The organism is Pseudomonas sp. (genome assembly GCF_035554175.1).
GTDB lineage: Bacteria > Pseudomonadota > Gammaproteobacteria > Pseudomonadales > Pseudomonadaceae > Aquipseudomonas.
This window is the reverse complement of the sequence record NZ_DATMIV010000056.1, coordinates 103,173-128,651: the sequence shown is the minus strand read 5'-3', so window position 1 is coordinate 128,651 and position 25,479 is coordinate 103,173. Positions and strand designations below refer to the sequence as shown.

Below are 25,479 nucleotides of genomic sequence, written 5' to 3'. Positions count from 1 at the left end.
GCGTCCGCAAAGGCAACACATGGACCACGCCCCACAGCTATTTCCGATGAAGCAATCTCGAGAAATTCAGCAAGCCTGGAGTATGCTCCGGGCGTCAAAGCCTGTTTTTCGCCAAGAGCTGCAACTGCGCTTCGGTCAGGCCTGTCCATTGAATCCTGAACGCTGACTTTCAAGGAAACCCCATCATGTCTCAGGCAAAAAACGCATTGATCATCGGCGCCTCCCGGGGCTTGGGCCTCGGGCTGGTGAAGACCCTGCTGGGCGACGGCTGGCGAGTAACCGCCACCGTGCGCAATCCGCAGAAGGCCGAGGCGTTGCAAGCGCTGGGTGACGTGCGCATCGAGAAGCTCGACATGGACGATCAGCAAGCGGTGATCGCCCTGAGTCAGAAGCTCAAGGGCGAAACCTTCGATCTGTTGTTCGTCAACGCCGGGGTCAAAGGCCCGGATGTACAGACGCCGGGGGGCGCGACGCTGGCCGAGGTCGGCCAATTGTTTTTCACCAACGCCGTGGCGCCGATCAATCTGGCGCAGCGTTTCGTCGGGCAGATCCGCGACGGCAGCGGAGTGCTGGCGTTCATGAGTTCGGTGCTCGGCAGCGTGACCATGCCCGATGCGCCGGAACTGGCGCTGTACAAGGCGAGCAAGGCAGCGCTGAATTCGATGACCAACAGTTTTGTCACGCAATTGGGCGAGCGGAAACTGACCGTACTGTCGCTGCATCCAGGCTGGGTGAAGACCGACATGGGCGGTGAAGGCGCCGATCTCGACGTCGAGACCAGCACCCGCGGGCTGATCGATCAGGTGAATGCGTTTACCGGCAAGGGCGGGCATCACTTCGTCAACTACAAGGGTGAAACCATTCCCTGGTAAGTCTACGAATCTCCTGTGTAGGAGCTGCCGAAGGCTGCGATCTTTTGATTTTCAAGATCAAGATCAAGATCAAAAGATCGCAGCCTTCGGCAGCTCCTACACGGGACCGTGGTGTCCGGTCGGGTTGGGCTTGCCCGATGGGGCGTTTTGTTTGAAACTGCGCGCCTCGTCCTTCGCGGCGACCCTGGATCAGCAGACAGGGCAACACTGAGCTGGCAACCCTGAACCCAACTTTCAGAGGAGCCGGCCACAATGCCTGCGACCCGTACCTGGTTAAAAAATCCCCTCGCCATCTTCACGGCCAACGCGCTCGACGCCCGTGGCGGACTGGTGCTGCAAGACGGTGTGATCGTCGAAGTGCTCGCTGCCGGCCAGCAGCCGTCGACGCCGTGCAATGAAGTGTTCGATGCCCGCGAACATGTGATCCTGCCGGGGCTGATCAACACCCACCATCATTTCTATCAGACCCTGACCCGCGCCTGGGCGCCGGTGGTCAACCAACCGCTGTTCCCGTGGCTGAAAACCCTGTACCCGGTATGGGCACGCCTCACCCCGGAAAAACTCGCCCTCGCTACCAAAGTGGCGCTGGCCGAATTGCTTCTGTCCGGTTGCACCACCGCTGCCGACCATCACTATCTGTTCCCGGACGGTCTGGAAAACGCTATCGATGTGCAAGTCGAAACGGTGCGTGAACTGGGCATGCGCGCCATGCTCACTCGCGGCTCGATGAGCCTCGGCGAAAAGGACGGCGGCCTGCCTCCGCAGCAGACTGTGCAAGAAGGTCAGGTGATTCTCGACGACAGTCAGCGGCTGATTCACGAGTACCACGAGCGTGGCGAAGGCGCGCAGATCCAGATTGCGCTGGCACCGTGCTCGCCGTTCTCGGTGACCCCGGAAATCATGGCGGCCAGCGCTGATCTGGCCAACAAGCTCGATGTGCGCCTGCACACGCACCTGGCGGAAACCCTCGATGAAGAAGACTTCTGCCTGCAGCGCTTCGGTCTGCGCACTGTCGATTATCTGGACAGCGTCGGCTGGCTCGGGCCGCGCACCTGGCTGGCACACGGCATCCATTTCAATCCTGACGAAATCGCCCGCCTCGGCCAGGCCGGCACCGGCATCTGCCATTGCCCAAGCTCGAACATGCGCTTGGCGTCGGGGATCTGCCCGAGCATCGAGCTGACCGACGCCGGTGCGCTGTTTGGCCTTGGCGTGGACGGTTCGGCGTCCAACGATGCCTCGAATATGATCCTCGAAGCGCGTCAGGCTCTGTACATCCAGCGCCTGCGTTACGGCGCCGAAAAGATCACCCCGGAACGCGTGCTGGGCTGGGCGACCAAAGGTTCGGCGAGCCTGCTGGGGCGCACCGACATCGGTGAAATCGCGGTGGGCAAGCAGGCGGATCTGGCGCTGTTCAAACTCGACGAACTGCGCTTCTCTGGCAGCCACGATCCGATTTCCGCGCTGCTGCTGTGCGGCGCCGACCGCGCGGATCGAGTGATGGTTGCCGGCAAATGGCGAGTGGTCGACGGCCAGGTTGAAGGGCTGGATCTGAAAGGCCTGATTGCCGATCACAGCCAGGCGGCGCGGCAGTTGATCGCCGGCACCTGATCCAACAACATCCCCCTGTAGGAGCTGCCGAAGGCTGCGATCTTTTGATCTGTTTTTAGAAGCAAGATCAACAGATCGCAGCCTTCGGCAGCTCCTACAGGGGGCTCGGCTGGGCTTAGAGACCGAGCAATGACAGCATGATGAACGTTGCAAACAGCACAAAGTGCGTCATGCCCTCAATTGCATTGGTCTCGCCGTCATTGAGGTTGATCGCGCTGACGATCAGGGTGATGAAGATCATCACCGTCTGCACCGGGGTCATCGCCATTTGAAACGGCTGGCCGGTGTACAGCGCCATCGCTTCCATCACCGGCACGGTCAGGATCACCGTCGACAACGATGCCCCCATCGCAATGTTCACCACCGACTGCATGCGGTTGGCCAGTGCCGCGCGCAATGCGGTCAGAATTTCCGGTGCCGCCGAAATCGCCGCCACCAGAATCGCTGTGATCACCGGCGGCGCGCCGGTGCCTTCCAGGCCCAGGTCGAGGGTCTTGGACATCACCTCGGCCAGTGCGCCGATAATCACCACCCCCGCCACCAGAATGCCGATCGACAGCGCCAGGCTGACCGGTTTCGGCTCCTGCTCCACCGGTTCTTTCCTGCGGCGTTTGTCCGGGTAGCTGTAGCTGAAAAAGTAACTGTGCGGGCCGACCTGCATGCGCAAAAACAGCGCGTAAAGCACCACCATCGCGCCGATGGTGAACGCCGAATACAACTTCCAGTTGGCTTGGGGAATGAACTCCGGAACTACCATCGACACGCCCATCGCGGTCAGGATCATCACGCTGTAGCTGCGCGCCGAATCGTCGTTGTAGGACTGCTCGCCATACTTGATCCCGCCCATCAACGCGGCGAGGCCGAGGATGCCGTTGATGTCGAGCATCACCGCGGAGTAGATGGTGTCGCGCACCAGCGTCGCCGAGGCTTCGTTGCTCATCATGATCGCCAGGATCACCACTTCGACCAGCACCGCCGAGAGCGTCAGGATCATCGTGCCATAAGGATCGCCGACCTTCTCCGCGAGCAATTCGGCGTGATGGGCCACGCGCATTGAGGCGGCGACGATGAAGGCGATCAGCAGCAGGCCGCCGATCAGCGCGACGATCTGGCCGCTGTGCAGTAGCCAGTGTTCCAGTGGATAAGCGACGCACGCGGCAAGGACTGCCAGCAGCAGGAAGCTTTCTTGTTTGAGGATCGAGAGCATGAAAGGCCTTTTGCCGAAGAGAGCTGATGAAGCTACTGACTGCCGGGCGGCGCTAACGTTTCGTTACACCTTAGCGCACCAACCCATGGCGGTGCTTCGTCAGGTGCACCTTTATTGGCCTTGAGGGCCCTATCGCGAGCAGGCTCACTCCTACAGTTGAAATGTATTCCCCTGTAGGAGTGAGCCTGCTCGCGATAGCCATCACGCGGTTATCGAAAGTTTGTTGTCCTGTTGGTCAGCAATTTGCATTGGCCCTGAGCACACTCAACAAAATGGAGTCCGGGTTCATGCCAATACGTCCGCTGCACAAATTGCTGTACGCCGCCATCGGCCTGGGCATCAGCCTGAGCGCCAGCGCTGCCGATCCGCTGAAGGTCGGTTTCGTCTACATCGGCCCGATCGGTGACCACGGCTGGACGTATCAGCACGAACAGGGGCGCAAGGCCCTGGCGGAAAAATTCGGCGCGCAGATCACCACCAACTACGTGGAAAACGTCGCCGAAGGTGCCGACGCCGAGCGGGTGATCCGCAACATGGCCAAGGACCAATACGACCTGATCTTCACTACGTCTTTCGGCTACATGAACCCAACGGTAAAGGTCGCCAAACAGTTTCCCAAGGTCACCTTCGAGCACGCCACCGGTTACAAGCGGGACAAGAACCTCGGCACCTATCTGGCGCGCACGTATGAGGGTCGCTACGTCGGCGGATTCCTCGCGGCGAAGATGACCAAGAGCAAGAAGATCGGCTACGTCGCCTCGTTCCCGATTCCGGAAGTGATCCGCGACATCAACGCGATTCAACTGGCCTTGAACAAGTACAACCCCGGCACCGAAATCAAAGTGGTGTGGGTCAACTCCTGGTTCGACCCGGGCAAGGAAGCCGATGCCGCCAACGCGCTGATCGATCAGGGCGTGGACGTGGTGTTCCAGCACACCGACAGCCCGGCGCCGATCCAGGCCGCCGAACGGCGCGGCGTGTATGCCGTCGGCTACGCCTCGGACATGGCGCACTTCGGTCCGAAAGCGGTGCTGACTTCAATCGTTAACGACTGGGCTCCGCACTACATTCAGGCGACGCAGGGCGTGATCGATCACACCTGGAAATCCCAGGACTATTGGGGCGGGTTGAAGGAAGGCACGGTGCAATTGCCGATCAGCGATGTGGTGCCGGCGTCGATAAAGACCGAAGCAGAGCAGCTGATTGCCGACATCAAAAGTGGCGCGCTGCAGCCCTTCGCCGGGCCGATCAAGGATCAGGCCGGTGTCGAAAAAATCCCGGCGGGGGCAAGTGCGACCAACGCGGAACTGGCCTCGATGAATTATTACGTCGAGGGCATGAAGGCCGACATGCCGAAGTGATCCCCTCGCTTCACACAAAGCCCTGTGGGAACGAGCCTGCTCGCGAAGACGTTGGATCAGTCACCGTTGAGTTGTCTGATCTACCGCTTTCGCGAGCGGGCTCGCTCCCACAGTTGGATCTTCAGGATATTCAAGGATTGTGTATGAACCAGCTCCCCATCATCGACATCAGCCCGCTCTACACCCCCGACGAGAATGCCTGGCCAGCTGTCGCCGAACAGATCGACCAGGCCTGTCGCGAGTGGGGTTTCTTCTACATCAAGGGCCATCCGGTTTCCGTCCAGCGCATCGAGGCCTTGCTCGATCATGCCCGGCGCTTCTTCGCCCTGCCCGCTGCAGAAAAACTCCGGATCGACATCACCCAGACCCGCCACCATCGCGGCTACGGTGCGATTGCTACCGAGCAACTGGACCCGGACAAACCCAGCGACCTGAAAGAAACCTTCGACATGGGCCTGCACCTGCCCGCCGACCACCCTGAGGTGCTCGCGGAAAAACCGTTGCGCGGGCCCAATCGCCATCCGGCGCTGCCTGGCTGGGAAGCGCTGATGGAGCAGCATTACCTCGACATGCAGGCGCTGGCGCAAACTCTGCTGCGGGTGATGACCATTGCGCTGGGCATCGAGCGCGATTTCTTCGACACGCGCTTCGTCGAGCCGGTCAGCGTGTTGCGCATGATCCATTACCCACCCCGTCACACCGCCAGTTCTGCCGAGCAGCAAGGCGCCGGTGCCCATACCGATTACGGCTGCATCACCTTGCTGTATCAGGACAGCGCCGGTGGCTTGCAGGTCAAGAATGTGCGAGGCGAATGGATCGACGCGCCGCCCATCGACGGCACCTTCGTGGTCAACCTCGGCGACATGATGGCGCGCTGGAGCAACGACCGTTATCGCTCGACCCCGCACCGGGTGATCAGCCCGCTGGGCGTGGATCGCTATTCGATGCCGTTCTTCGCCGAACCGCACCCTGACACCCGTATCGAATGCCTGCCCGGTTGCCAGGACGCGCAGCATCCGGCGAAATATGCCACAACCAGTTGTGCCGAATTCCTGCTGTCGCGTTTCGCCGATACCTATGCCTATCGCCGCGAGCAACAGACAGTGTGATGGATCACCTGGTCAGGTTTTGCCAATTGTTGCGGCAAGCCTCTGTAGAATGCCGGCATTGCACCTGATGAGAAAAGACTATGTACGACTGGCTCAACGCCCTGCCCAAAGCCGAACTGCACCTGCATCTGGAAGGTTCGCTGGAGCCGGAACTGCTGTTCGCCCTGGCCGAACGCAACAAGATCGCCCTGCCGTGGAGCGATGTGGAAACCCTGCGCAAGGCTTATGCCTTCAATAACCTGCAGGAATTTCTCGACCTGTATTACCAGGGCGCCGACGTGCTGCGCACCTCGCAGGATTTCTACGACCTGACCTGGGCCTACCTGCTGCGCTGCAAGGCCCAGAACGTGATTCACACCGAACCGTTCTTCGATCCGCAGACCCACACCGACCGGGGCATCCCGTTTGAAGTGGTGCTCAACGGCATCGCCGCCGCGCTCAAGGATGGCGAGACGCAACTGGGCATCAGCAGCGGTTTGATCCTCAGTTTCCTGCGCCATCTGAGCGAAGCAGAAGCCGAGAAAACCCTGGATCAGGCGCTGCCGTTCCGTGACGCGTTTGTGGCGGTGGGTCTGGACAGCTCGGAAATGGGTCACCCGCCGAGCAAGTTCAAACGCGTCTTCGATCGTGCCCGCGACGAAGGCTTCCTCACCGTTGCTCACGCCGGTGAAGAAGGCCCGCCGGAGTACATCTGGGAAGCCATCGATCTGCTAAAAATCCAGCGTATCGACCATGGTGTGCGCGCCATCGAAGACGAGCGCCTGATGCAGCGCATCATCGACGAGCAGATCCCGCTGACCGTGTGCCCGCTGTCGAACACCAAGCTCTGCGTGTTCGATCACATGTCGCAGCACAACATCCTCGACATGCTCGAACGCGGCGTGAAGGTTACGGTGAACTCCGATGACCCGGCGTATTTCGGCGGTTACGTGACCGAAAACTTCCATGCCCTGCACGAGCATCTAGGCATGACTCAGGATCAGGCCCGGCGTCTGGCACAGAACAGCCTGGATGCGCGGTTGGTAAAACCGTAAGCAACATGTGGGAGCGAGCCTGCTCGCGAAGAGGGAGTGTCAGTCAACATTTTCGTTGAATGAAACACCGCTTTCGCGAGCAGGCTCGCTCCCACATTCATATTGATGTCGATTCGGTCAGCTCTTCCAGCGTCTTGCCCCGGGTCTCCATCCCGAACAACCACACCACTGCCGCCGCAATCGCAAAGCACGCCGCGCCCAGCGCGAACACCCCGCCCTGGCCGGTAATCGGGAACACCAGCCCGGTCACCAATGGCCCGAGCAACGAACCGACGCGGCCGATCGCCGAGGCGAATCCCGAGCCGGTTGCCCGCGCCGAGGTCGGATACAGCTCCGGCGTGTAGGTGTAGAGCACCGCCCACATGCCGAACAGAAAAAACTGCATCAGCAATCCAGTGCCGATCAGCAACGCCACGTTGCCGCCAAACACCGCGCTCTGCCCGTACAGAAATGCCATCACCCCGCCGCCGAGCAAGGTGACGATGCACACCGGTTTGCGCCCCCAACGCTCCACCAGCCACGCGGCCATGAGGAATCCCGGGATCCCGCCCAGCGAGATCAGCACGGTGTAATACACCGACTGCGTCACGGCAAAACCCGACTGCTGCAGCAGCGCGCTCAGCCACGAGGTGAGCCCGTAGAAACCCAGCAACGCAAAAAACCACAGGCTCCAGATCATCGTCGTACGCTGGCGATATTGCGGCGACCAGATCTGCTTGAGTGCCGAGAAGAAATTGCCCGGTGGTGTCACGGTACGTGGCAAACGCAGCGGTTGCGGCAACGCTGCACCGCCAAGCGAAGCACGCACCCGCGCTTCGATGCCAGTCAACACTTTGTCCGCGTCGGCATCGCGCCCGGCCTGTTCCAGCCAGCGCGGCGATTCAGGGATGAAAAAACGGATCGCCAGGACAAACACCGCCGGCACCGCCAGTACCAGAAAGATATCGCGCCAGCCAATCAGCGGCAGCAGGAAGTACGACAGCACGCCTGCCGCGACGAACCCCAGCGGCCAGAAGCCGTCCATCAGCGCAATGTAACGCCCGCGTCGTTGCGCCGGAATCAGCTCCGACAGCATCGATTGCGCGATGGGAAACTCCATGCCCATGCCAATGCCCAGCAGAATGCGGAACAGCGTCAGCGTCTCCACTGTCTGCGCCGTCGAACACAGGTAACTGGCCACGCCCCACAAGACGATGCTCCACTGAAACACCGGTTTTCGCCCGAACCGGTCGGCGAGCATCCCCGACAACGACGCCCCCAGCACCATGCCGAAAAAGCTCGAGCTGGCGAGCAGCCCGGCTTGGGCACTGCTCAGGCCGAATTCGGCTTTGATCGAGCCGAGCAGAAAAGTCATCATCGCCAGATCCATTGAATCGAAGAAAAACGCCAGAGCGATGATGGTGAAGATGACGCGGTGATAACCACTGACCGGCAGTCGTTCCAGGCGTTCTGCCGCGCTAAAGCGTTGAGTATTCATGTCCTGCTCCCCCATCCGGAAAATCCCCGGATCGAGTGTGCGTGATGGTCATTCAGAGGTCGTACTGGATGCGACCTGTTCACAGTCGTAGACGACGCAGCCCTTCAGCTTGTCGCAGGGCAAGGCTCTAGAACGCTGTTTCCAGCTCGGTTTCCCTGGCAAAACGATGGATTTCGCGCTGGCCGCTGGCCGTCAGCTGCAAGGCGCGCGAATCGTTGGGCAAGGTCAGCCAGCCGGACTGCATGAACAACTGCAACAACGCCGCCCCCAGCGAGCCGCCCATGTGCGGACGGCGCTCGCTCCAGTCCGGGCAGGCACAGGCGACCTGCACGTTACGGTGCGCCAGAGCCTGAATGAATACGCCGCGCTGGGCCAGTTGGGTCGAGCCCTTGTGTGTCACCACCACCCGCTGCTCAAGCTGTTCGATCCAGCCGGCATCGAGCAGGCGCTGGTAAAGATCGGCCGCCAGGGTGCCGCCCAGGTGATCGTCGCAGAACCGCGCGCGTAACAGCGAGGACGGCGCTGCCTGTGGCCGGACCATGGGCGTGGAGCGTTTCAGCGCGGCGGGAACTTCCCGCGGCGCGCTGGCGATGGTGGCGCTGGCCAGCGCCTCGATGGCGGCGCCGACTTCCGGGGCCGCCAGGCGAAAGAAGCGTTTGCGCCCACGCATTTCGACATTCAACAGACCACCTGCGGACAGTCGCCCCAGATGTGCACTGGCCGACGACGGCGAGAGCCCGGCCAGCAGCGCCAGCTCCTCGGCCTGGCGGGCCGAGCCATCCATCAACGCCCACATCATCGCGCTGCGCTTGGGGTCGGCCAGCAATGTAGCGATCTGGCTGATGCACGGTGCATGTTCCATATGTTCACTCCCTGTCGAATCGTATCGTCTACCGCTCGGAGACATCTTGGCCGCTAATCGGTCATCGGCCAACACGCGAAAATCGCCCTGAATCGAGGCAAGGCATGCCACCGACACAAGCTGCTCCGGCACACAACCTGGCAGCAGAAGTTGCAACCGTCACCAAAAAGCCGGCAACGCGTTACGGGGTCTGCGCGCCAGGGTGTCAGTGCAGGCATGAGGCGGGCGCTAGTATAAGCGGGTTAAGCCAGACGTCCTGCGCCTGGGCCTGCGCAGGTGGCGATTGTTCCTGACAGAAATTTCTCTATTTGCCTGCGACTAATGATCAACTTTGAGGAAACCGGGAAATTGACTACTCAATTCGGCGCATCGGCTGGCGAGCATCTCCCTCAACAGGTTCACTGGCTTACTCAATTGTGCGCGATGGGCGCACAACAGATTCAGCGGTGCGCGCTCACAGAGCAGTTCCGGCATCAGCACTTTCAGACGCCCGGCCAGCACATCGCTGCCGACGTCCAACCAGGATTTATAGGCGATCCCAGCGCCGGCCAGCGCCCATAAGCGCACGACGTCGGCGTCATCGCTGAAGCGGTCGCCGCTGACGGTCAGACCGACTTCGCGCTTGCCATCATGAAAACTCCAGTGGTCATGAACGCGGCTGCCGAGCATGTACAACAAACAATTGTGCTGGGCCAGTTGCTCAAGCTGGTGCGGTTCTCCATGCCGGGCCAGATAATCGGGCGAAGCACACAACACACGGCGGTTGTGCGCAGCGATGGGCAGGGCGACCAGGCAGGAGTCTTCCGGTTCGCCGTAACGCAGGGCAACGTCCACCGGCTGCCGGAACAGGTCGGCGATGCGGTCGCCGAGCAACAACCGCACCGTCAGATTCGGATGTTCCCGCTGGAACTGATCGAGCCACGGCAGCAGCAGATTGCGACCGAAGTCCGAAGGCGCCGACAACTGCAAAATCCCGCTGACCTGATCCTGACCGCTGGCGAGCAGACGACGCCCCTCATCGAGATTGCTCAAGGCAGCGCGGGCGTATTCGAGGAAGCCTTCGCCCTCCGCGGTCAGGCGCAGACTGCGAGTCGAACGCGCCAGCAGCCGCGCGCCGAGTTGCTGCTCGATGCGCTTCAACGCCGCGCTGGCCACGGCGGCGGACATGTCCATCACCCGTGCCGCCGCTGACAGACTGCCCAGATCCGCCGCACGGACAAACAACTGCAAGTCATCGAAACGCAACATGCTCAGCCTCGATTATCAAAAAAAAATTGAAAGAGACTGCTCTTTTAGCCGGTTTTATCCCGCAGAGAAATAGCCAATGATGGCCTCCATCGATTTCGAATCAACTGTACGGAGCCACTCATGAAAGCCATCGCCTATTACGCTTCCCTGCCGATCAGCGACGCCAATTCCCTGGAGGACATCGAACTGCCAGAACCGGTCCCCGGCCCGCGCGACCTGTTGGTGGAAGTCAAAGCCATCTCGGTCAATCCGGTCGATACCAAAGTGCGGCAGAACGTGGCCCCGGAAAACGGTGCGGCGAAAGTGCTGGGCTGGGATGTCGCCGGTGTGGTCAAGGCGGTGGGCAGCGACGTCAGCCTGTTCAAGGCTGGCGATAAGGTCTTCTACGCCGGCTCGATTGCCCGCGCGGGCGGCAACAGCGAGTTGCACGTGGTCGATGAGCGAATTGTCGGGCACATGCCCAGGACCCTCGGTTTTGCCGAAGCCGCCGCCCTGCCGCTGACCGCGATCACTGCGTGGGAGCTGCTCTTTGAACGTCTGCAAATTCAACAAGGCGATACCGACGAAGGCCAGAGTCTGCTGATCGTTGGCGCGGCGGGCGGTGTGGGTTCGATACTCACACAACTGGCCAGGCAACTGACCGGGTTGAAGGTGATCGGCAGCGCATCGCGTGCGCAAACCCGCGACTGGGTCAACGGACTGGGCGCCGATCTGGTCATCGATCACAGCCAGCCGCTGAGCGAAGAACTGAAACGCGCCGGCATCGACAGTGTGACCCACGTCGCCAGCCTGACCCAGACCGATCAGCACCTGCCGCAACTGGTCGAAGCCCTCGCGCCACAAGGCAGGCTCGCGCTGATCGACGATCCGAAGTCGCTCGATATCGGCCTGCTCAAACGCAAAAGCCTGTCGTTGCACTGGGAGTTCATGTACACCCGCTCGCTGTTCGAAACGCCGGACATGATCGAACAGCACAAGCTGCTCAACCGCGTCGCCGAGCTGATTGACGCCGGCACCTTGAAGACCACCTTGGGCGAGCACTTCGGCGTGATCAACGCGGCCAACCTGCGCCGCGCTCACGAGCTGCTGGAAAGCGGCAAGGCCAAGGGAAAAATTGTTTTAGAAGGTTTCTAAAGTCAAAAGATCGCAGCCTTCGGCAGCTCCTACAGGGGCTGCGAAGGTTTTTTGCCGTCAGTCAGTTGCCTGAGGCTTGTCACAATTGCGCTGGTATTGGGGTCTACAATCGAAGCCTCTGCGATACATCTTTTACGCAAGGGAGGTCAGCAATGAAGATCCTGATAAAAGAAGTGGCAAAGTCCCAATGGCAGGTTCGCCTGGACCAACACGTTGTAACCTTTCGCAGTGAGGCCGAGGCCCTGGCTTTCACTCGCACCCTCGAAGCGCGACTCTGCGCGCCCCACCGGATTCCCGAACACAGCCAGCAACGCGCCGCCGGCTGAAGCGCTCAAACCTGGGCTTGCGCCAGCGCCCGGGCATTGTGCAAGCGCCGGGTGAGCAGCGCGACGCTGACCACCAGCAAACCGCACAGGCTGATGACCATGGCCATCGGCACGGCGCTGCCATCGTGCAAAACCCCCACCAACGCTGCCGCGCCGGCGGCGATGCTGAATTGCAGGCAACCGAGCATCGCCGACGCACTGCCGGCGCGCGCGCCCTGACCGTTCATCGCACAAGCCGAGGCATTGGGAATGATGCAGCCGAGGCTGGCAATGCAGATGAACAGCGGAATCAGCAGCGGCCACAGCGCTTCAGGGCGCATCGCGCCGACCGCCAGCAACGTCAGGCCGGCGAGGAAATACACCCACACGGCGCGCACCAGCAAAAACGCCGGGCCGCGTTTGGCCAGCAGCCGCGCATTGACTTGCGCCACCAGAATGAAGCCCGCCGCGTTGGTGCCGAACAGCCAGCCGAAATGCTCGGCCGGTACGCCGTAGAGCTTGATGAAAACAAAGGGTGAACCGGCGATGTAGGCGAACATTCCGGCGATGGCGATACCGCCGGTCAGGGCGTGGCCGAGGTAGACCGAGTCCTTGAGCAGTCGCCCGTACTGGCGCAACGCACCGGACAACGGCTGCCGCGGCAGATGCGCCGGCATGCTTTCCGGCAGACCCAGCGCCACCGCCAGACCCGCCAGCGCACTGAAGCCGGTCAGCACCAGAAAGATCGACTGCCAGCCGGTGGTGTTGACCAGCAGACCACCGAGCATCGGCGCCAGAATCGGTGCCAGGCCCATCACCAGCATCAGTTGGGAAAACACCTTCGCCGAGCCCACCGCGTCACACTTGTCGGCGACCACGGCGCGGGAAATCACCATGCCCGCGCAGCCGCCCAATGCCTGGACGAAACGCGCGGCGATCAGCCATTCCAGATTCGGCGCATAGGCGCAGGCCAATGACGCCAGGGTGAACAGGCCGACGCCGCTGAGCAGCGGAATGCGCCGCCCGAAACGGTCAGCGATCGGGCCGTAGGCCAGTTGGCCCAGCGACAGGCCGAGGAAATACGCTGCCAGCGTCAGTTGAACATGCTGCTCATCGGTGCCGAACGCCAGCGCCATGGCCGGAAACGCCGGTAAATAGAAGTCGATCGCCAAAGGACCGAAAGCGCTCAAGGCGCCGAGTATCAAAATCGTGCGGAAATTCATCAGGCATCCAGGGGGGCAAGTCGCAGCCCGACAGTCTAGCCGCGCCCGGACGCCTTGAACATTCCGATAGCTCGCTAACGATCAATTTCAGACGAGCTTCACCTCATAACCTTCTTCGCGAATCGCATCGATGACCTGATCGGCACTCAGCGCGCTTTCAACGCCGACTTCTTTTGCTGGCAGATCGACGCGGACGCTGGCCGCCGGATCCAGCGCCTGCACGGCATTGGTAATGGCTTTGACGCAATGACCGCAGGACATGCCTTGAACGTTGAACACTTGCATGGGAAGACTCCTTTGAGTGAGGTTGCCGCCAGTCTCGAGCTTGCCACGATGGCAAGGTCAAGTTCTGCGAAAAACTGCCGGGCTGGCAATCGGCGTCGCGCTCGGCCAAGCTGCGTGCATCAATGACTTGAATTCAGGAGATTCAGCCATGCGCTGGTCAGCTTTGAGCCTGTTTGGCTTGCTCAGCCTTTTCGCCGCCGTTCCTCAGGTGCAAGCCGCCGGTGAGGACTACGCGGTACTGATCATCTCCCGCGAGCGCCTCGAAGTAGCGACCTCGTGCGAGATTGGCGTGTACATCCAGGACCAGCTCTCGGCTCGCCTGTTTCAGGAGCAGAGCACGTCGTTCAACTTGCCACCGGGCAAGGTTTCGCTGCGTTTGAAACTGTTGCCGGGTCAGGCGCCGGGTTGCAGTCCGGGCATGCTGGCGCCGGGCTCGCAGGAAGTCGTGTTGCATGCCGGTGACGTGCTCAAGTTCCGCTTGGCGATGAATGCCGAAGGCGTGTACCTGAAACCGGCAGGCCTCGGTTACTGAGCAGATCGCCGACCTGTGGGAGCGAGCCTGCTCGCGAATGCGGTAGTTCATTCAGCGATGATGTGGACTGATACACCGCTTTCGCGAGCAGGCTCGCTCCCACAGTTCGTTCTGCGGCTTGAATAATGGCGCTTGACCTTGCCCGCATGGCAAGGTTGATCCTTGTAGGCATCCACTACAGGGAGTGCGACCGATGTCCGAATCCACCACTTTCGATCTGCCGATTGTCGGCATGACCTGCGCCAGTTGCGCCGGGCGTGTCGAGCGGGCCTTGCGCAAGGTCAGCGGCGCCAGTGCCGTCAGCGTCAACCTCGCCACCGAGCAGGCCCGGGTGCAGGCGCCCGGCGACAGCCTGCCGGCGCTGATGCAAGCCGTAGAGCGCGCCGGTTACAGCGTGCCCCGGCAAACCGTCGAGCTGAGCATCGACGGCATGACCTGTGCGTCCTGCGTCGGTCGCGTCGAACGTGCGCTGAGCAAAGTCGCCGGCGTGAACAGTGTCAGCGTCAATCTGGCCAACGAACGTGCGCATATCGAATTGCTCGGTCAAGTCGATGCGCAAACCCTGCTCGATGCGGTGAGCAAGGCCGGTTATTCGGCCAGCGTCTGGCAAGCCGAGCGGGCGCAATCCGATGACCAGCAAAAACGTCTGCACCGTGAGCGCTGGGCATTGATCTGCGCGATCGCCCTCGCCCTGCCGCTGGTGTTGCCGATGCTGCTGCAGCCGTTCGGCATTCACTGGATGCTCCCGGCCTGGGCGCAGTTCGCCCTCGCCACGCCCGTGCAATTCATTTTCGGTGCGCGCTTCTACGTGGCAGCGTGGAAAGCCGTGCGCGCCGGTGCCGGCAACATGGATCTGCTCGTCGCCCTTGGCACCAGCGCCGGTTATGGCCTGAGCGTGTATGAATGGGCCAGCGCCGACGGGCGCATGCCGCATCTGTATTTCGAAGCATCGGCAGTGGTTATTGCCCTGGTGCTGCTCGGCAAATATCTCGAGAGCCGCGCCAAACGCCAGACCGCCAGCGCCATCCGCGCCCTTGAAGCGTTGCGTCCAGAACGGGCGATTCAGGTGATCGACGGCCGTGAGCAGGACGTCGCTATCAGCGCACTGCGCCTCGACGATCTGGTGCTGGTCAAACCGGGCGAGCGCTTTCCGGTCGACGGCGAAGTCATCGAAGGCCAGAGCCACGCCGACGAGGCACTGATCAGCGGCGAAAGCCTGCCAGTGCCGAAACAACCGGGCGACAAGGTCACCGGCGGCGCCATCAATGGCGAGGGGCGTTTGCTGGTGCGCACTCAGGCACTCGGCGCGGAAACCGTGCTGGCGCGGATCATTCGTCTGGTCGAGGACGCGCAGGCGGCGAAAGCACCGATCCAGAAACTGGTGGACAAGGTCAGCCAGATCTTTGTGCCGACCGTGTTGCTGATTGCTCTGGTCACACTGATTGGCTGGTGGCTGTATGGCGCGCCGCTGGAAACCGCGGTGATCAATGCTGTCGCCGTGCTGGTGATCGCCTGCCCGTGCGCCCTCGGCCTGGCCACTCCGACCGCGATCATGGCCGGCACGGGCGTCGCCGCGCGCCACGGCATTCTGATCAAGGACGCCGAAGCGCTGGAGCGCGCCCATGAAGTCAGCAGCGTGGTGTTCGACAAGACCGGCACGCTGACCTCGGGGACACCGCGTATTGCCCATTTCAGCGCGCTCGAGGGTGACGAAAACAATCTGCTGACGCTGGCCGGCGCGTTGCAGCGCGGCAGTGAGCATCCCTTGGCCAAAGCCGTGCTGGATGCGGCTGCCGAACGCGGTTTGCATGTGCCCGATGTCAGCGACAGCCAGTCGCTGACCGGGCGCGGCATCGCCGGCACACTTGATGGCCGGCGCCTGGCGCTGGGCAATCGGCGGCTGCTCGAGGAAAGTGGACTGAACGCGGGTCACCTGAGCGAATCAGCCAAAGCCTGGGAGAGCGAAGGCCGCACCTTGTCATGGCTGATCGAACAAAGTCCCGAGCCAAAAGTATTGTGCTTGTTCGCCTTCGGCGACACCTTGAAACCCGGTGCCCTGCAAGCGGTGCAACAACTGGCTGCCCGGGGTATCCACAGCCATCTGCTGACCGGCGACAACCACGGCAGCGCGCGCGTGGTGGCCGAGGCCTTGGGCATCGGCAATGTCCACGCCGAAGTGCTGCCGGCCGACAAGGCCGCGACCGTCGCCGAGCTGAAGAAAACCGGTGTGGTCGCCATGGTCGGCGACGGCATCAACGACGCACCGGCCCTCGCCGCCGCAGACATCGGCATCGCCATGGGCGGCGGTACTGACGTGGCCATGCACGCGGCCGGCATTACGTTGATGCGCGGCGATCCGCGGCTGGTGCCGGCGGCACTGGAGATCAGTCGCAAGACCTACGCGAAGATTCGCCAGAACCTGTTCTGGGCCTTCGTCTACAACCTGATCGGCATTCCGCTGGCGGTGTTCGGCTTCCTCAATCCGGTGCTGGCCGGTGCGGCGATGGCGCTGTCGAGCGTCAGTGTGGTGAGCAATGCGCTACTGTTGAAAACCTGGAAACCCAAAGACCTGGAGGAACACCGGTGAACATCGGCCAAGCAGCCCGCCAGAGCGGCCTGAGCGCAAAAATGATCCGTTATTACGAGTCGATCGGCTTGCTCAAAGCGGCAAATCGCACCGACAGCGGTTACCGCGTGTACGGCAGCGATGACCTGCATACGCTGGCGTTTATCAAGCGCTCGCGGGATCTGGGTTTTTCGCTGGAGGAAGTCGGCAAGCTGTTGACCCTCTGGCAGGATCGGCAGCGCGCCAGCGCCGATGTGAAGGCACTGGCGCGCCAGCACATCGACGAGCTGAATCAGAAGATCCGCGAGCTGGGCGAATTGCGCGACACCCTGGAGGATCTGGTCGAGCACTGCAGCGGCGACCACCGCCCGGACTGCCCGATCCTCAAGGAACTGGCGTCGGGCTGCTGCGCGCAACCCGCTCGCGCCTGATCCGCAACAGCGTCACCACGCACAAGGTGCCGAGGGGAATGCCGTGGAATAGCATGACCACGGCGCCGGGCGCCCACCACGCATAGAACGGTGCGGCGACCAGCATGCCGATGCCGAAACCGGTCATCTGCAGCAAGGTCAGCACGCTGAAAATCGGCAGGCGCAAAGCCGTAGGCTCCCGTTGCAGTCGTGACAGCAAGCTCACCTCGCAAACGCCATCGCCCAGCCCCGCCGGCAAGGCGAACAGCAGCAGACCGTAGAGGCTGTGCTGCTGGAACATCAGGATGAAACCGCATGACATCAACGCCACGCCGCAGAAAAACCTTCGTTCGAGATGGCTATTCTCCGAGCCCTTCAGATGACTGGCGATGCGCGCGCCGAGCAGTTTGCCGCTGGCCCACACCGCAAGCGCCAGGCCTAAGGTGGTGCTCGCCGCATCGGGTGTGAGCAGTTTCGAAATGATCGGGAAACCCACGTTATGCGCGGCGCTGCCCAAGGTATCCGCCATGGTTACGGCGAGCATCGCCGCGACCACCGGCGCCGAACGCAGTCCCTGCCGGAGGGCAAACCATTCGCCGCGTTCCGGCTGTTCGCTGATGTCTGCCTTCTCGAAACGCAGTGGCACGATCAGCATCGCCGCGAGCAAATAGGTCAGCGCATTGAGCGCGAAGACCGTTTCGAAACCAAAAGCGGCCACCAGCAGACCTGACACCAGACTGCCGCCGACCATTGCCGCTGAGGATGCCGAGGTTATCCAGGCATTGGCTTTGAGCAGATGCGCCGGCTCGATCAAACGCGGCAACTGGCTGTTGAGGCCGATGGCGAACATTGAATTGCCCAGGCCGAGGCCGAAGGCGATGAGCGGCAACAGCCATGCCTGCTGACTCGCCGGTGTGAACAACAGCAGCCCCAGCAGTGCAGCGCGCAACAGATCGAAAGCAATCAGCGGCGCGCGGCCCTGCCAGCGCCGGTAGAACCGAGTGCCAATCAGACTGGCAAAAATCCCGCCACCGACGCGGCTGGCGAGGAAGATGCCGACGCTGACGGCGCTGTTACTCAGCAGATAGACGTAAGTGGCCAATGCCACCATGTTGAGGAACGCGCCGAAATCGGAGATCAGCCGGGCGCTGACGATCAGGTGGGTGTTGCGTGGGGTGGTCACATTCAGTCCTTGTAGGAGCTGCCGAAGGCTCGGGCCGCGTTCGGACGATCTTTTGATCTGCCCCTTAAAAGCAACAGCAAAGATCGCAGCCTTCGGCAGCTCCTACAAGGGCATGCTCGCGTTTGCGGAAAAAGCGCAGGCACAAAAAACCCGGCCGAAGCCGGGTTTCTCGTCAAGCGATCACTGCATCCAGGGCGGTGGAGGCGGTTCTTCGGGTTTGCCTTTCGGCGCGTCCTCTGCCGCACGGATGGCCTGCTTGCGTTCCTCGTCGAGGCGCGCCGCTTCGATTTCGCGCAGCACCCCGCCGACATCGGCCAGGTCTTCAGGATCGTCGAATTCACCGGTCAGCACGCTGTTCGGGTGCAAGGTACCGGCTTCGTACAACGCCCACATTTCCTTGGCGTACCTGGTCTTCTTCAACTCCGGCGCGAAACGGCCGAAGTACGAAGCCATGTTGCCGACGTCACGTTCGAGCATGCTGAAGGCGTGGTTGTTGCCCGCCGCATCAACCGCTTGCGGCAGGTCGATGATGACCGGGCCGGTCGGTGTCAGCAGCACGTTGAACTCGGACAGGTCACCGTGCACCAGACCGGTACACAACATCAGCACGATCTGCGAAATCAGGAAGGCGTGATACTCGCGCGCCTGATCCGGCTCCAGCACTACGTCGTTCAGACGCGGCGCGGCGTCACCGAATTCGTCGGCCACCAGTTCCATCAACAGCACTCCGTCGAGGAAGTCATAGGGTTTGGGCACTCGCACACCGGCACCGGCCAGACGAAACAGCGCCGCCACTTCGGCGTTCTGCCAGGCGTCTTCGGTTTCCTTGCGTCCGAACTTGGAACCCTTGGCCATGGCCCGGGCCTGACGGCTGTTGCGAACCTTGCGACCTTCCTGATACTCGGCCGCCTGGCGGAAACTGCGTTTATTCGCCTCCTTGTAGACCTTGGCGCAACGTAACTGATTGCCGCAGCGCACTACATAAACAGCTGCCTCTTTGCCACTCATCAGTGGGCGCAGCACTTCGTCGACCAGACCGTCCTCGATCAGGGGTTCAATGCGTTTTGGAGTCTTCATCAGCTTTTATTGTGGGTCCTTTATTACCAAACACGCGAATGTCACTCGTTATACGGCAATCCTCGCCCGACGGGGAGGGGTTGCCGACCTGTGCACCTTGAGGATGCACACACTGTGCCGGATCAAATGCAACGACCGGGGCGAATCATAGCCGAGACCGTGGCATTGATTGGTATCGGCCGGCAAGGGCATTTGCGACAGAATCTGACATGCTGATACAGCACAAATCCTGTGGGAGCGAGCTTGCTCGCGAAAGCGGTCTGTCAGCAAAGAATGATGGCGAATGACACGGCCCCTTCGCGAGCAAGCTCGCTCCCACATTGAAATACTGCTTAGCGTTCGATAATGGCGGTGACACCCTGCCCACCCGCCGCACAAATCGAAATCAACCCCCGCCCCTTGCCAGCCGCATCCAGCAGGTTGGCCAGATTCGCCACGATCCGCCCGCCCGTCGCGGCAAACGGATGCCCCGCCGCCAGCGAACTGCCCTTCACATTAAGCCGACTGCGATCAATCGAGCCCAGCGGTGCGTCGAGTCCCAAACGGGTTTTGCAATATTCGGGATCCTCCCAGGCCTTGAGCGTGCACAGCACCTGCGCGGCGAACGCTTCGTGAATTTCGTAGTAATCGAAATCCTGCAAGGTCAGGCCGTTACGCGCCAGCAAGCGGGGCACGGCATAGACCGGCGCCATCAACAGCCCTTCGGCGCCGTTGACGAAGTCCACCGCCGCCGCCTCGCCGTCGCGCAGGTAAGCGAGGATCGGCAGACCACGCTCTCTCGCCCATTCTTCACTGCCGAGCAACACCACCGAAGCACCGTCGGTGAGCGGCGTGGAGTTGCCCGCCGTCAGTGTGCCCTTGGCGCTTTTCTCGAAAGCCGGTTTCAGCGTGGCGAGTTTTTCCAGGGTCAGATCCGCACGGAGATTATTGTCGCGGGTCAGGCCAAGAAACGGCGTCATCAGGTCGTTGTGCCAGCCTTCGCTGTAAGACGCGGCGAGCTTGTGATGGCTCTCGAGGGCCAGTTGATCCTGTTCTTCGCGGGGGATGTTCCAGGTTTGCGCCATCAACTCGCAATGCTGGCCCATGGACAGGCCCGTACGCGGCTCGCCATTGCGCGGAAATTCGGGAATCAGGTGTCGGGGGCGCAATTGCAGAAGGGTTTTCAGTTTGTCGCCGGTGCTTCTGGCACGGTTGGCTTGCAGAAGAATCCTGCGCAGGCCTTCGCTGACGCTGATCGGCGCGTCCGAGGTGGTGTCAACGCCGCCGGCGATGCCGCAGTCGATCTGGCCGAGGGCGATCTTGTTGGCCACCAGCAACGCCGCTTCCAGACCAGTGCCGCAGGCTTGCTGGATGTCGTAGGCCGGCGTCGCCGGAGACAGGCGCGAGCCGAGCACGCATTCGCGGGTCAGGTTCATATCCCGTGACAATTTCAGCACCGCCCCCGCCACCACTTCGCCGATACGTTGGCCGTGCAGGTTGTAGCGCTCGATCAGGCCTTCCAGCGCGGCAGTCAGCATCGCCTGATTGCTGGCCGTGGCGTACGGGCCGTTGGAGCGGGCGAAGGGGATGCGGTTACCGCCGATGATCGCGACGCGGCGCAGCTGGGTCATGAAAAGCTCCTTTTCCAAATGGTCGAAATTTGCACAATCCCTGTGGGAGCGAGCCTGCTCGCGAAGAGGCCGGCAGATTCGGCATCTTCAGGGCCTGATGCACCGCCTTCGCGAGCAGGCTCGCTCCCACATGAACCGCATTTATCTGCAAGACCTGCTAAACCTGAATGTTCAAGCGTAGGCCTTAATGCGCCGATCGAACGATTGATTGCCGTGGACAGTCCACACTTTGAACCCCAACTTCTGGAGAGCGTTCCATGTCTGACCGCTATATCGACTTCGCCAACTCATCCTTCGGCCATCGTCTGGTCGGGGCCTTGGGCCTGCCGTCGCCGGTGCGGCTGGAACGCTGGCAAGCGGGGCGTTTGCGGCCGATCGAAGGCGCATTGCTGATCGGGGGCGGGCCGCTGGCCGAACGGATCAGCGTCTTTGCCAATCGCCTGACCGATGCGATTTACAGCTACGGCAGCGAGCCCTCGCTGGCCACTGCGTGGATACCCGGGCATGGCCCGAAGCTCAAGGCTGTGGTGTTCGACGCCAGCGAGTTGCAACACACCGATCAGCTCAAACAGCTGCGTGAATTCTTCCAGCCATTGATGAAGAATCTTGATCACAGCCCGCACCTGGTGATTTTGGGCCGAGCCCCGGAAACCCTGGCTGATCCGTTCGCCTCCAGTGCGCAACGGGCGCTGGAAGGTTTCTCCCGTTCGCTGGCCAAGGAACTGCGCGGCGGCGGCACGCTGCAACTGATCCATGTCGGCGAAGGCGCCGAAGACCAACTGGAAGGCCCGCTGCGGTTTTTCCTTTCGCCGAAAAGCGCCTTCGTCTCAGGGCAGGTGATTCGCCTGACAGCCTGCGCCACGCCAGTCACCGACTGGACCCGACCGCTGGCCGGGCGCAAGGCGCTGGTCACCGGTGCCGCGCGCGGCATCGGCGCCTCGATTGCCGAAACCCTGGCGCGCGATGGCGCCGAAGTCATTCTGCTCGATGTGCCGCCGGCCAAGACCGACCTGGAAGCTCTCGCCGCCCGCCTCGGCGGCCGCGCCATCACCCTGGATATCTGCGCCGACGATGCCGCCACGCAGTTGATCGAGCACCTGCCTGACGGCCTCGACATTCTCGTGCACAACGCCGGGATAACCCGCGACAAAACCCTCGCCAACATGACTCCGGAATTCTGGGACGCGGTGCTGGCCGTCAATCTCAACGCCCCGCAAGTGCTGACCAAAGCCCTGCTCGACAGCGGCACCCTGCGCGACCACGCACGGGTGGTCCTGCTCGCCTCGATCAGCGGCATCGCCGGCAACCGCGGGCAAACCAACTACGCGGCGAGCAAGGCCGGCCTGATCGGTCTGGCCCAGGCCTGGGCGCCGACGCTGCTGGAACGCGGCATCAGCATCAACGCCGTCGCACCCGGTTTTATCGAAACGCAAATGACTGCGCACATCCCGTTTGGTCTGCGTGAAGCCGGGCGGCGCATGAGTTCGCTGGGCCAGGGCGGTTTGCCGCAAGACGTCGCCGAAGCCGTGGCGTGGCTGGCACAACCGGGCACGGGCGCGTTCACCGGGCAAGCGCTGCGGGTTTGCGGCCAAAGTGTTCTGGGGGCCTGAGCATGAGCATCGAATGGCACACGCTGGATCGCGAACCGAGTCTGCCGGGGCTGTACTCGCGGGCGGCGACGCGACGCAAGATCACTGGCACGCAACTGCCCGACAGCGGCTTGCGCTGCTGGGTCGACATCGACAGTCAGCGGCTCGCGGCCTATCGCAAGGTCTGCGGTTTCATCGACGACGGTCTGCTGCCGCCGACCTATCCGCACATCCTTGCCTTCGCCTTGCAGATGCAACTGCTCACGGCAAAGGACTTTCCGTTTCCGCTGCTCGGGCTGATTCACCTGAGCAACCGCATCCGTGTGTTGCGGCCGATGGGCGCAATGAATCGCGCACAAGTCAGCGTGCGTGTGTGCAATCTGCAGCCACATGCCAAGGGCGCGACATTCGATCTGCTCACTACCCTGGACGATCAGCTCGGGCCGCTGTGGGAAGCCGAGAGCCGGATGCTCTGTCGCGGCGTGAAACTTGAGGGCGAGGCGCAGGCACATGACTGGGAGCCGTCGCAGGATCTGCTGGAAGCAGCGCGCTGGACGGCGCCAGCGGATATCGGCCGCCAGTACGCGAAAGTCTCCGGCGATTACAACCCGATTCACCTGAGTGCGGCGAGCGCGAAGCTGTTCGGCTTTCCCACCGCGATTGCGCATGGCTTGTGGAACAAGGCGCGCACGCTGGCGGCACTCTCTGATCACTTACCCAAAGCCAACCTGGAAATTGCCGTGCACTTTCGCAAACCGGTGCGCCTGCCCAGCGAAGTGACGCTGCTGGCCAGTGCAGCGGGCTCTAGCGGTGAATTGCGTTTGATGGGTGCTGGCGACCTCGAACACATGGTCGGCCAATGGCAGCCGATCGCCTGAACCTTCAGGGCCGGGAAACACTTCAATTGTGTATATATCACTTAAGCGTTTCCTCGCCCTGCCCGCGTTTTTGCAAAATCCCGAGCCTTGAATTTCAAGGCTTTTTTTCCCCTTTATCACCCCGGTATTAGTCCTTAGGCAGTGCGCCGAGCCCTCTGTATAAAGGGGTTAATACCAACTTGAGAATGGTGCAAATAACCCTCCTCGACTGAGATTACCGCCACGGACGAGGCATCGCCGACGACAGATCGGCGGGCCATCGAAGGCAACGCAACGTTGTGACAGGTGCAGGAATCTCAATCATGAAAACTCAAGTGATGTGGTCCAAATCGGCAATCGCGCTGGCACTGATTCTTTCCGTCGGCCTCGTCGGCTGCAGCAGCGGCGGTGGCGGTCATCGCAGCAGTTCGGGCAGCTCGACCGCAGACGGCACGGCGGGCACCGATGGCAGCGGTGGCGCGGGCGGCGGTAGCGGTGGAACCGGCGGCGGCGACACCGCAGGCACTGGCGGAACCGGTGGCACAGGCGGCACTGGCGGTGGAACCGGCGGCACCGGTGGCGGCACCGATCCGACCAATCCAACCAACCCCACAGACCCGACCGATCCAGCCAACCCGACCACGCCTTCGCTGGTCACCACAACACTGGTCCAGGATGTCGGTAAAACCGTCAGCGGGGTGGGCGATGGTGTGGGCCAGATTGGCGATTCGCTGAGCATTGTTCCTGTCGCGGGCGGCATTGTGCAAAGCGTGGCCAACACCACCGGTAACGTCGTCAGCACCCTCGGCGATGGTGTCAGCAATGGCATCGGCAAACTGGCCACAGATGCTAAAGGCCTGACCACCACCGTGGCCTCCGTCGGCGGCGTGGTCTCGGATGTCGGTGATGGTGTGTCTGACCTCAGCGCCAAATTGAACACCGCAACCAGCCGCATTCCCGTGGTCGGTGGTGTCGTTACCAAGGTAGTGCCGCTGGTCGATGGCGTTGGGGAAAAAGTCACCATGCTTGGCGACACCCTCAACACCACGCTCAGCAATGGCCCGACCAGTCAGTTGACCAACAAGGTCGGCAGTGGTCTGGTGCCGGTGATCGCCATGGTCGAGAGCACCACCGACAAACTCGGCGACGCCACCGGCCTGGGCGACCCGCTCAAAGGGGTGATCTCGAAAGTCGGCGGCACGGTGAACAGCCTCGGCGGCAAGGTCACCGACGCCGGCAACGGCAATGCCCTGACCAACACCCTCGGCGGTGCCTTGAGCAACACCGGTACAGCGGTTGGCAAAGCCGGCGGTCTGGTGTCGAACGGCACCGGGGCAGGCACTGGTGGAATCGGCGGCGGACTTGGCGGCACCGGTCTGCTGCAAACCGTTGGCGGTGCGGTGGTCAATGTCGGCAGCGGCCTGAATGCCGGCAGCAGCAGCGGCGTGGTCAGTGCCGGTGGTGTGACCGCTGGTGGCCTGGGCAACACCATCGCTTCGCTCAACACCGTGCTCGGTGGTTCGGGTACGCCGATCACTGCAACCACTGCGCCGTTGGCGAGCGTTGGCGCCGCAGTGGGCGCGGGCCTCAATCCGGTCACCAGCGCCGTAACCACCGTGACCCAGCAAGTCGGCGCTGCGACCGGTCTCGGTACACCGGTAGCAGGCCTCACCAGCCAGGTCGGCGCTACAGTCGGCAGCCTCGGCGGCGCGATTGCCGCGACCAACACTCCGGTCACCACAGCGGTCGGTGGCCTGGTGACCAACGTCGGCGGAACTGTGGCGGCGGTCGGCGGCCTGGTCAATGGCGGCACCAGCGGCGGTGGCACCGCAAGCGGTGGTCTGGGCGGTGCCCTGGGTAGCCTGACCGGCGCGCTGGGCGGCAACAAACGCTAAATTGCACCTGGCCGATTCGACGGCCTTACCTA

At 62.1% G+C, this 25,479-nt stretch carries 22 protein-coding genes; 13 read left to right on the top strand and 9 right to left on the bottom strand.

The window, feature by feature from the left end; all coding sequences use genetic code 11:
* Positions 1–185 precede the first annotated feature (185 nt).
* Positions 186–872, top strand: coding sequence for an SDR family oxidoreductase (locus VNV36_RS25465; protein WP_325721794.1), 687 nt, complete (start codon positions 186–188; stop codon positions 870–872).
* A gap of 252 nt (positions 873–1,124) precedes the next feature.
* Complete coding sequence (locus tag VNV36_RS25460) at positions 1,125–2,483, top strand: 8-oxoguanine deaminase (RefSeq protein ID WP_325721792.1); 1,359 nt, start codon at positions 1,125–1,127, stop codon at positions 2,481–2,483.
* A 115-nt stretch (positions 2,484–2,598) separates the two neighbouring features.
* On the opposite strand, the gene VNV36_RS25455 is transcribed toward VNV36_RS25460, so the two are convergent.
* Positions 2,599–3,690 (bottom strand): calcium:cation antiporter, encoded by a 1,092-nt coding sequence (locus VNV36_RS25455; protein WP_325721790.1) that lies wholly within the window; start codon positions 3,688–3,690, stop codon positions 2,599–2,601.
* Between the two features lie 287 nt (positions 3,691–3,977).
* On the opposite strand from VNV36_RS25455, the gene VNV36_RS25450 reads away from it, so the two are divergent.
* The 3 genes from VNV36_RS25450 to VNV36_RS25440 all read left to right on the top strand — a co-directional run bounded on the left by VNV36_RS25450 (position 3,978) and on the right by VNV36_RS25440 (position 7,194).
* Positions 3,978–5,051 (top strand): BMP family ABC transporter substrate-binding protein, encoded by a 1,074-nt coding sequence (locus tag VNV36_RS25450; protein WP_325721788.1) that lies wholly within the window; start codon positions 3,978–3,980, stop codon positions 5,049–5,051.
* 143 nt (positions 5,052–5,194) lie between these two features.
* Positions 5,195–6,160, top strand: coding sequence for an isopenicillin N synthase family dioxygenase (locus VNV36_RS25445; protein ID WP_325721786.1), 966 nt, complete (start codon positions 5,195–5,197; stop codon positions 6,158–6,160).
* Between the two features lie 80 nt (positions 6,161–6,240).
* Entirely contained in the window at positions 6,241–7,194 is a 954-nt protein-coding gene (locus tag VNV36_RS25440; protein ID WP_325721784.1) for an adenosine deaminase, read from the top strand.
* Positions 7,195–7,291: 97 nt separating this feature from the next.
* Here the strand turns inward: VNV36_RS25440 and VNV36_RS25435 are convergent, their stop codons facing one another.
* From VNV36_RS25435 to vimR, 3 genes are all read right to left on the bottom strand, one after another.
* The gene (locus tag VNV36_RS25435) at positions 7,292–8,671 is read right to left on the bottom strand and encodes an MFS transporter (RefSeq protein WP_325721782.1); all 1,380 of its coding nucleotides are present in this window, start codon (positions 8,669–8,671) and stop codon (positions 7,292–7,294) included.
* Positions 8,672–8,798: 127 nt separating this feature from the next.
* Positions 8,799–9,533, bottom strand: a complete 735-nt coding sequence (locus VNV36_RS25430; RefSeq protein WP_325721780.1) for an ArsR/SmtB family transcription factor — start codon at positions 9,531–9,533, stop codon at positions 8,799–8,801.
* Between the two features lie 318 nt (positions 9,534–9,851).
* Positions 9,852–10,781: a transcription regulator VimR gene (gene vimR / locus VNV36_RS25425; RefSeq protein WP_325721778.1), complete on the bottom strand. Its 930-nt coding sequence runs from the start codon at positions 10,779–10,781 to the stop codon at positions 9,852–9,854.
* A 120-nt stretch (positions 10,782–10,901) separates the two neighbouring features.
* Between vimR and VNV36_RS25420 the strand changes: the two genes are divergently transcribed.
* Together VNV36_RS25420 and VNV36_RS25415 are read left to right on the top strand one after the other, a co-directional pair.
* Positions 10,902–11,915 carry a zinc-binding alcohol dehydrogenase family protein gene (locus VNV36_RS25420; protein WP_325721776.1) on the top strand — a complete coding sequence of 338 codons (1,014 nt, stop codon included), beginning with the start codon at positions 10,902–10,904 and terminating at the stop codon, positions 11,913–11,915.
* 152 nt (positions 11,916–12,067) lie between these two features.
* Complete coding sequence (locus VNV36_RS25415) at positions 12,068–12,241, top strand: hypothetical protein (RefSeq protein ID WP_186547404.1); 174 nt, start codon at positions 12,068–12,070, stop codon at positions 12,239–12,241.
* A gap of 5 nt (positions 12,242–12,246) precedes the next feature.
* Here the strand turns inward: VNV36_RS25415 and VNV36_RS25410 are convergent, their stop codons facing one another.
* Both VNV36_RS25410 and VNV36_RS25405 read right to left on the bottom strand, forming a co-directional pair.
* Positions 12,247–13,443, bottom strand: a complete 1,197-nt coding sequence (locus VNV36_RS25410) for a multidrug effflux MFS transporter (RefSeq protein ID WP_325721773.1) — start codon at positions 13,441–13,443, stop codon at positions 12,247–12,249.
* A gap of 87 nt (positions 13,444–13,530) precedes the next feature.
* Complete coding sequence (locus tag VNV36_RS25405; protein ID WP_325721771.1) at positions 13,531–13,728, bottom strand: cation transporter; 198 nt, start codon at positions 13,726–13,728, stop codon at positions 13,531–13,533.
* A 148-nt stretch (positions 13,729–13,876) separates the two neighbouring features.
* On the opposite strand from VNV36_RS25405, the gene VNV36_RS25400 reads away from it, so the two are divergent.
* The 3 genes from VNV36_RS25400 to cueR all read left to right on the top strand — a co-directional run bounded on the left by VNV36_RS25400 (position 13,877) and on the right by cueR (position 17,257).
* Positions 13,877–14,260: a hypothetical protein gene (locus VNV36_RS25400; RefSeq protein ID WP_325721769.1), complete on the top strand. Its 384-nt coding sequence runs from the start codon at positions 13,877–13,879 to the stop codon at positions 14,258–14,260.
* A 193-nt stretch (positions 14,261–14,453) separates the two neighbouring features.
* Positions 14,454–16,847, top strand: a complete 2,394-nt coding sequence (gene cueA / locus VNV36_RS25390; RefSeq protein ID WP_325721767.1) for a copper resistance metal-translocating P1-type ATPase CueA — start codon at positions 14,454–14,456, stop codon at positions 16,845–16,847.
* Positions 16,844–17,257: a Cu(I)-responsive transcriptional regulator gene (gene cueR, locus VNV36_RS25385; protein ID WP_325721765.1), complete on the top strand. Its 414-nt coding sequence runs from the start codon at positions 16,844–16,846 to the stop codon at positions 17,255–17,257. Before cueA ends, cueR begins: the two co-directional genes overlap by 4 nt.
* On the opposite strand, the gene VNV36_RS25380 is transcribed toward cueR, so the two are convergent.
* From VNV36_RS25380 to VNV36_RS25370, 3 genes are all read right to left on the bottom strand, one after another.
* Complete coding sequence (locus VNV36_RS25380) at positions 17,211–18,419, bottom strand: MFS transporter (protein ID WP_325721763.1); 1,209 nt, start codon at positions 18,417–18,419, stop codon at positions 17,211–17,213. The genes cueR and VNV36_RS25380 overlap by 47 nt on opposite strands.
* A gap of 180 nt (positions 18,420–18,599) precedes the next feature.
* Entirely contained in the window at positions 18,600–19,496 is an 897-nt protein-coding gene (locus tag VNV36_RS25375) for a PA4780 family RIO1-like protein kinase (protein WP_325721761.1), read from the bottom strand.
* A 332-nt stretch (positions 19,497–19,828) separates the two neighbouring features.
* Entirely contained in the window at positions 19,829–21,106 is a 1,278-nt protein-coding gene (locus tag VNV36_RS25370; RefSeq protein ID WP_325721759.1) for an acetyl-CoA C-acetyltransferase, read from the bottom strand.
* A gap of 257 nt (positions 21,107–21,363) precedes the next feature.
* On the opposite strand from VNV36_RS25370, the gene VNV36_RS25365 reads away from it, so the two are divergent.
* The 3 genes from VNV36_RS25365 to VNV36_RS25355 all read left to right on the top strand — a co-directional run bounded on the left by VNV36_RS25365 (position 21,364) and on the right by VNV36_RS25355 (position 25,447).
* A complete protein-coding gene (locus VNV36_RS25365; RefSeq protein ID WP_325721757.1) occupies positions 21,364–22,716 on the top strand; it encodes a 3-oxoacyl-ACP reductase in 1,353 nt (450 codons plus the stop codon).
* Positions 22,717–22,718: 2 nt separating this feature from the next.
* Positions 22,719–23,573 carry a MaoC family dehydratase gene (locus tag VNV36_RS25360; protein WP_325721755.1) on the top strand — a complete coding sequence of 285 codons (855 nt, stop codon included), beginning with the start codon at positions 22,719–22,721 and terminating at the stop codon, positions 23,571–23,573.
* A 302-nt stretch (positions 23,574–23,875) separates the two neighbouring features.
* Complete coding sequence (locus tag VNV36_RS25355; protein ID WP_325721753.1) at positions 23,876–25,447, top strand: collagen-like triple helix repeat-containing protein; 1,572 nt, start codon at positions 23,876–23,878, stop codon at positions 25,445–25,447.
* The last annotated feature ends 32 nt before the right edge of the window (positions 25,448–25,479 follow it).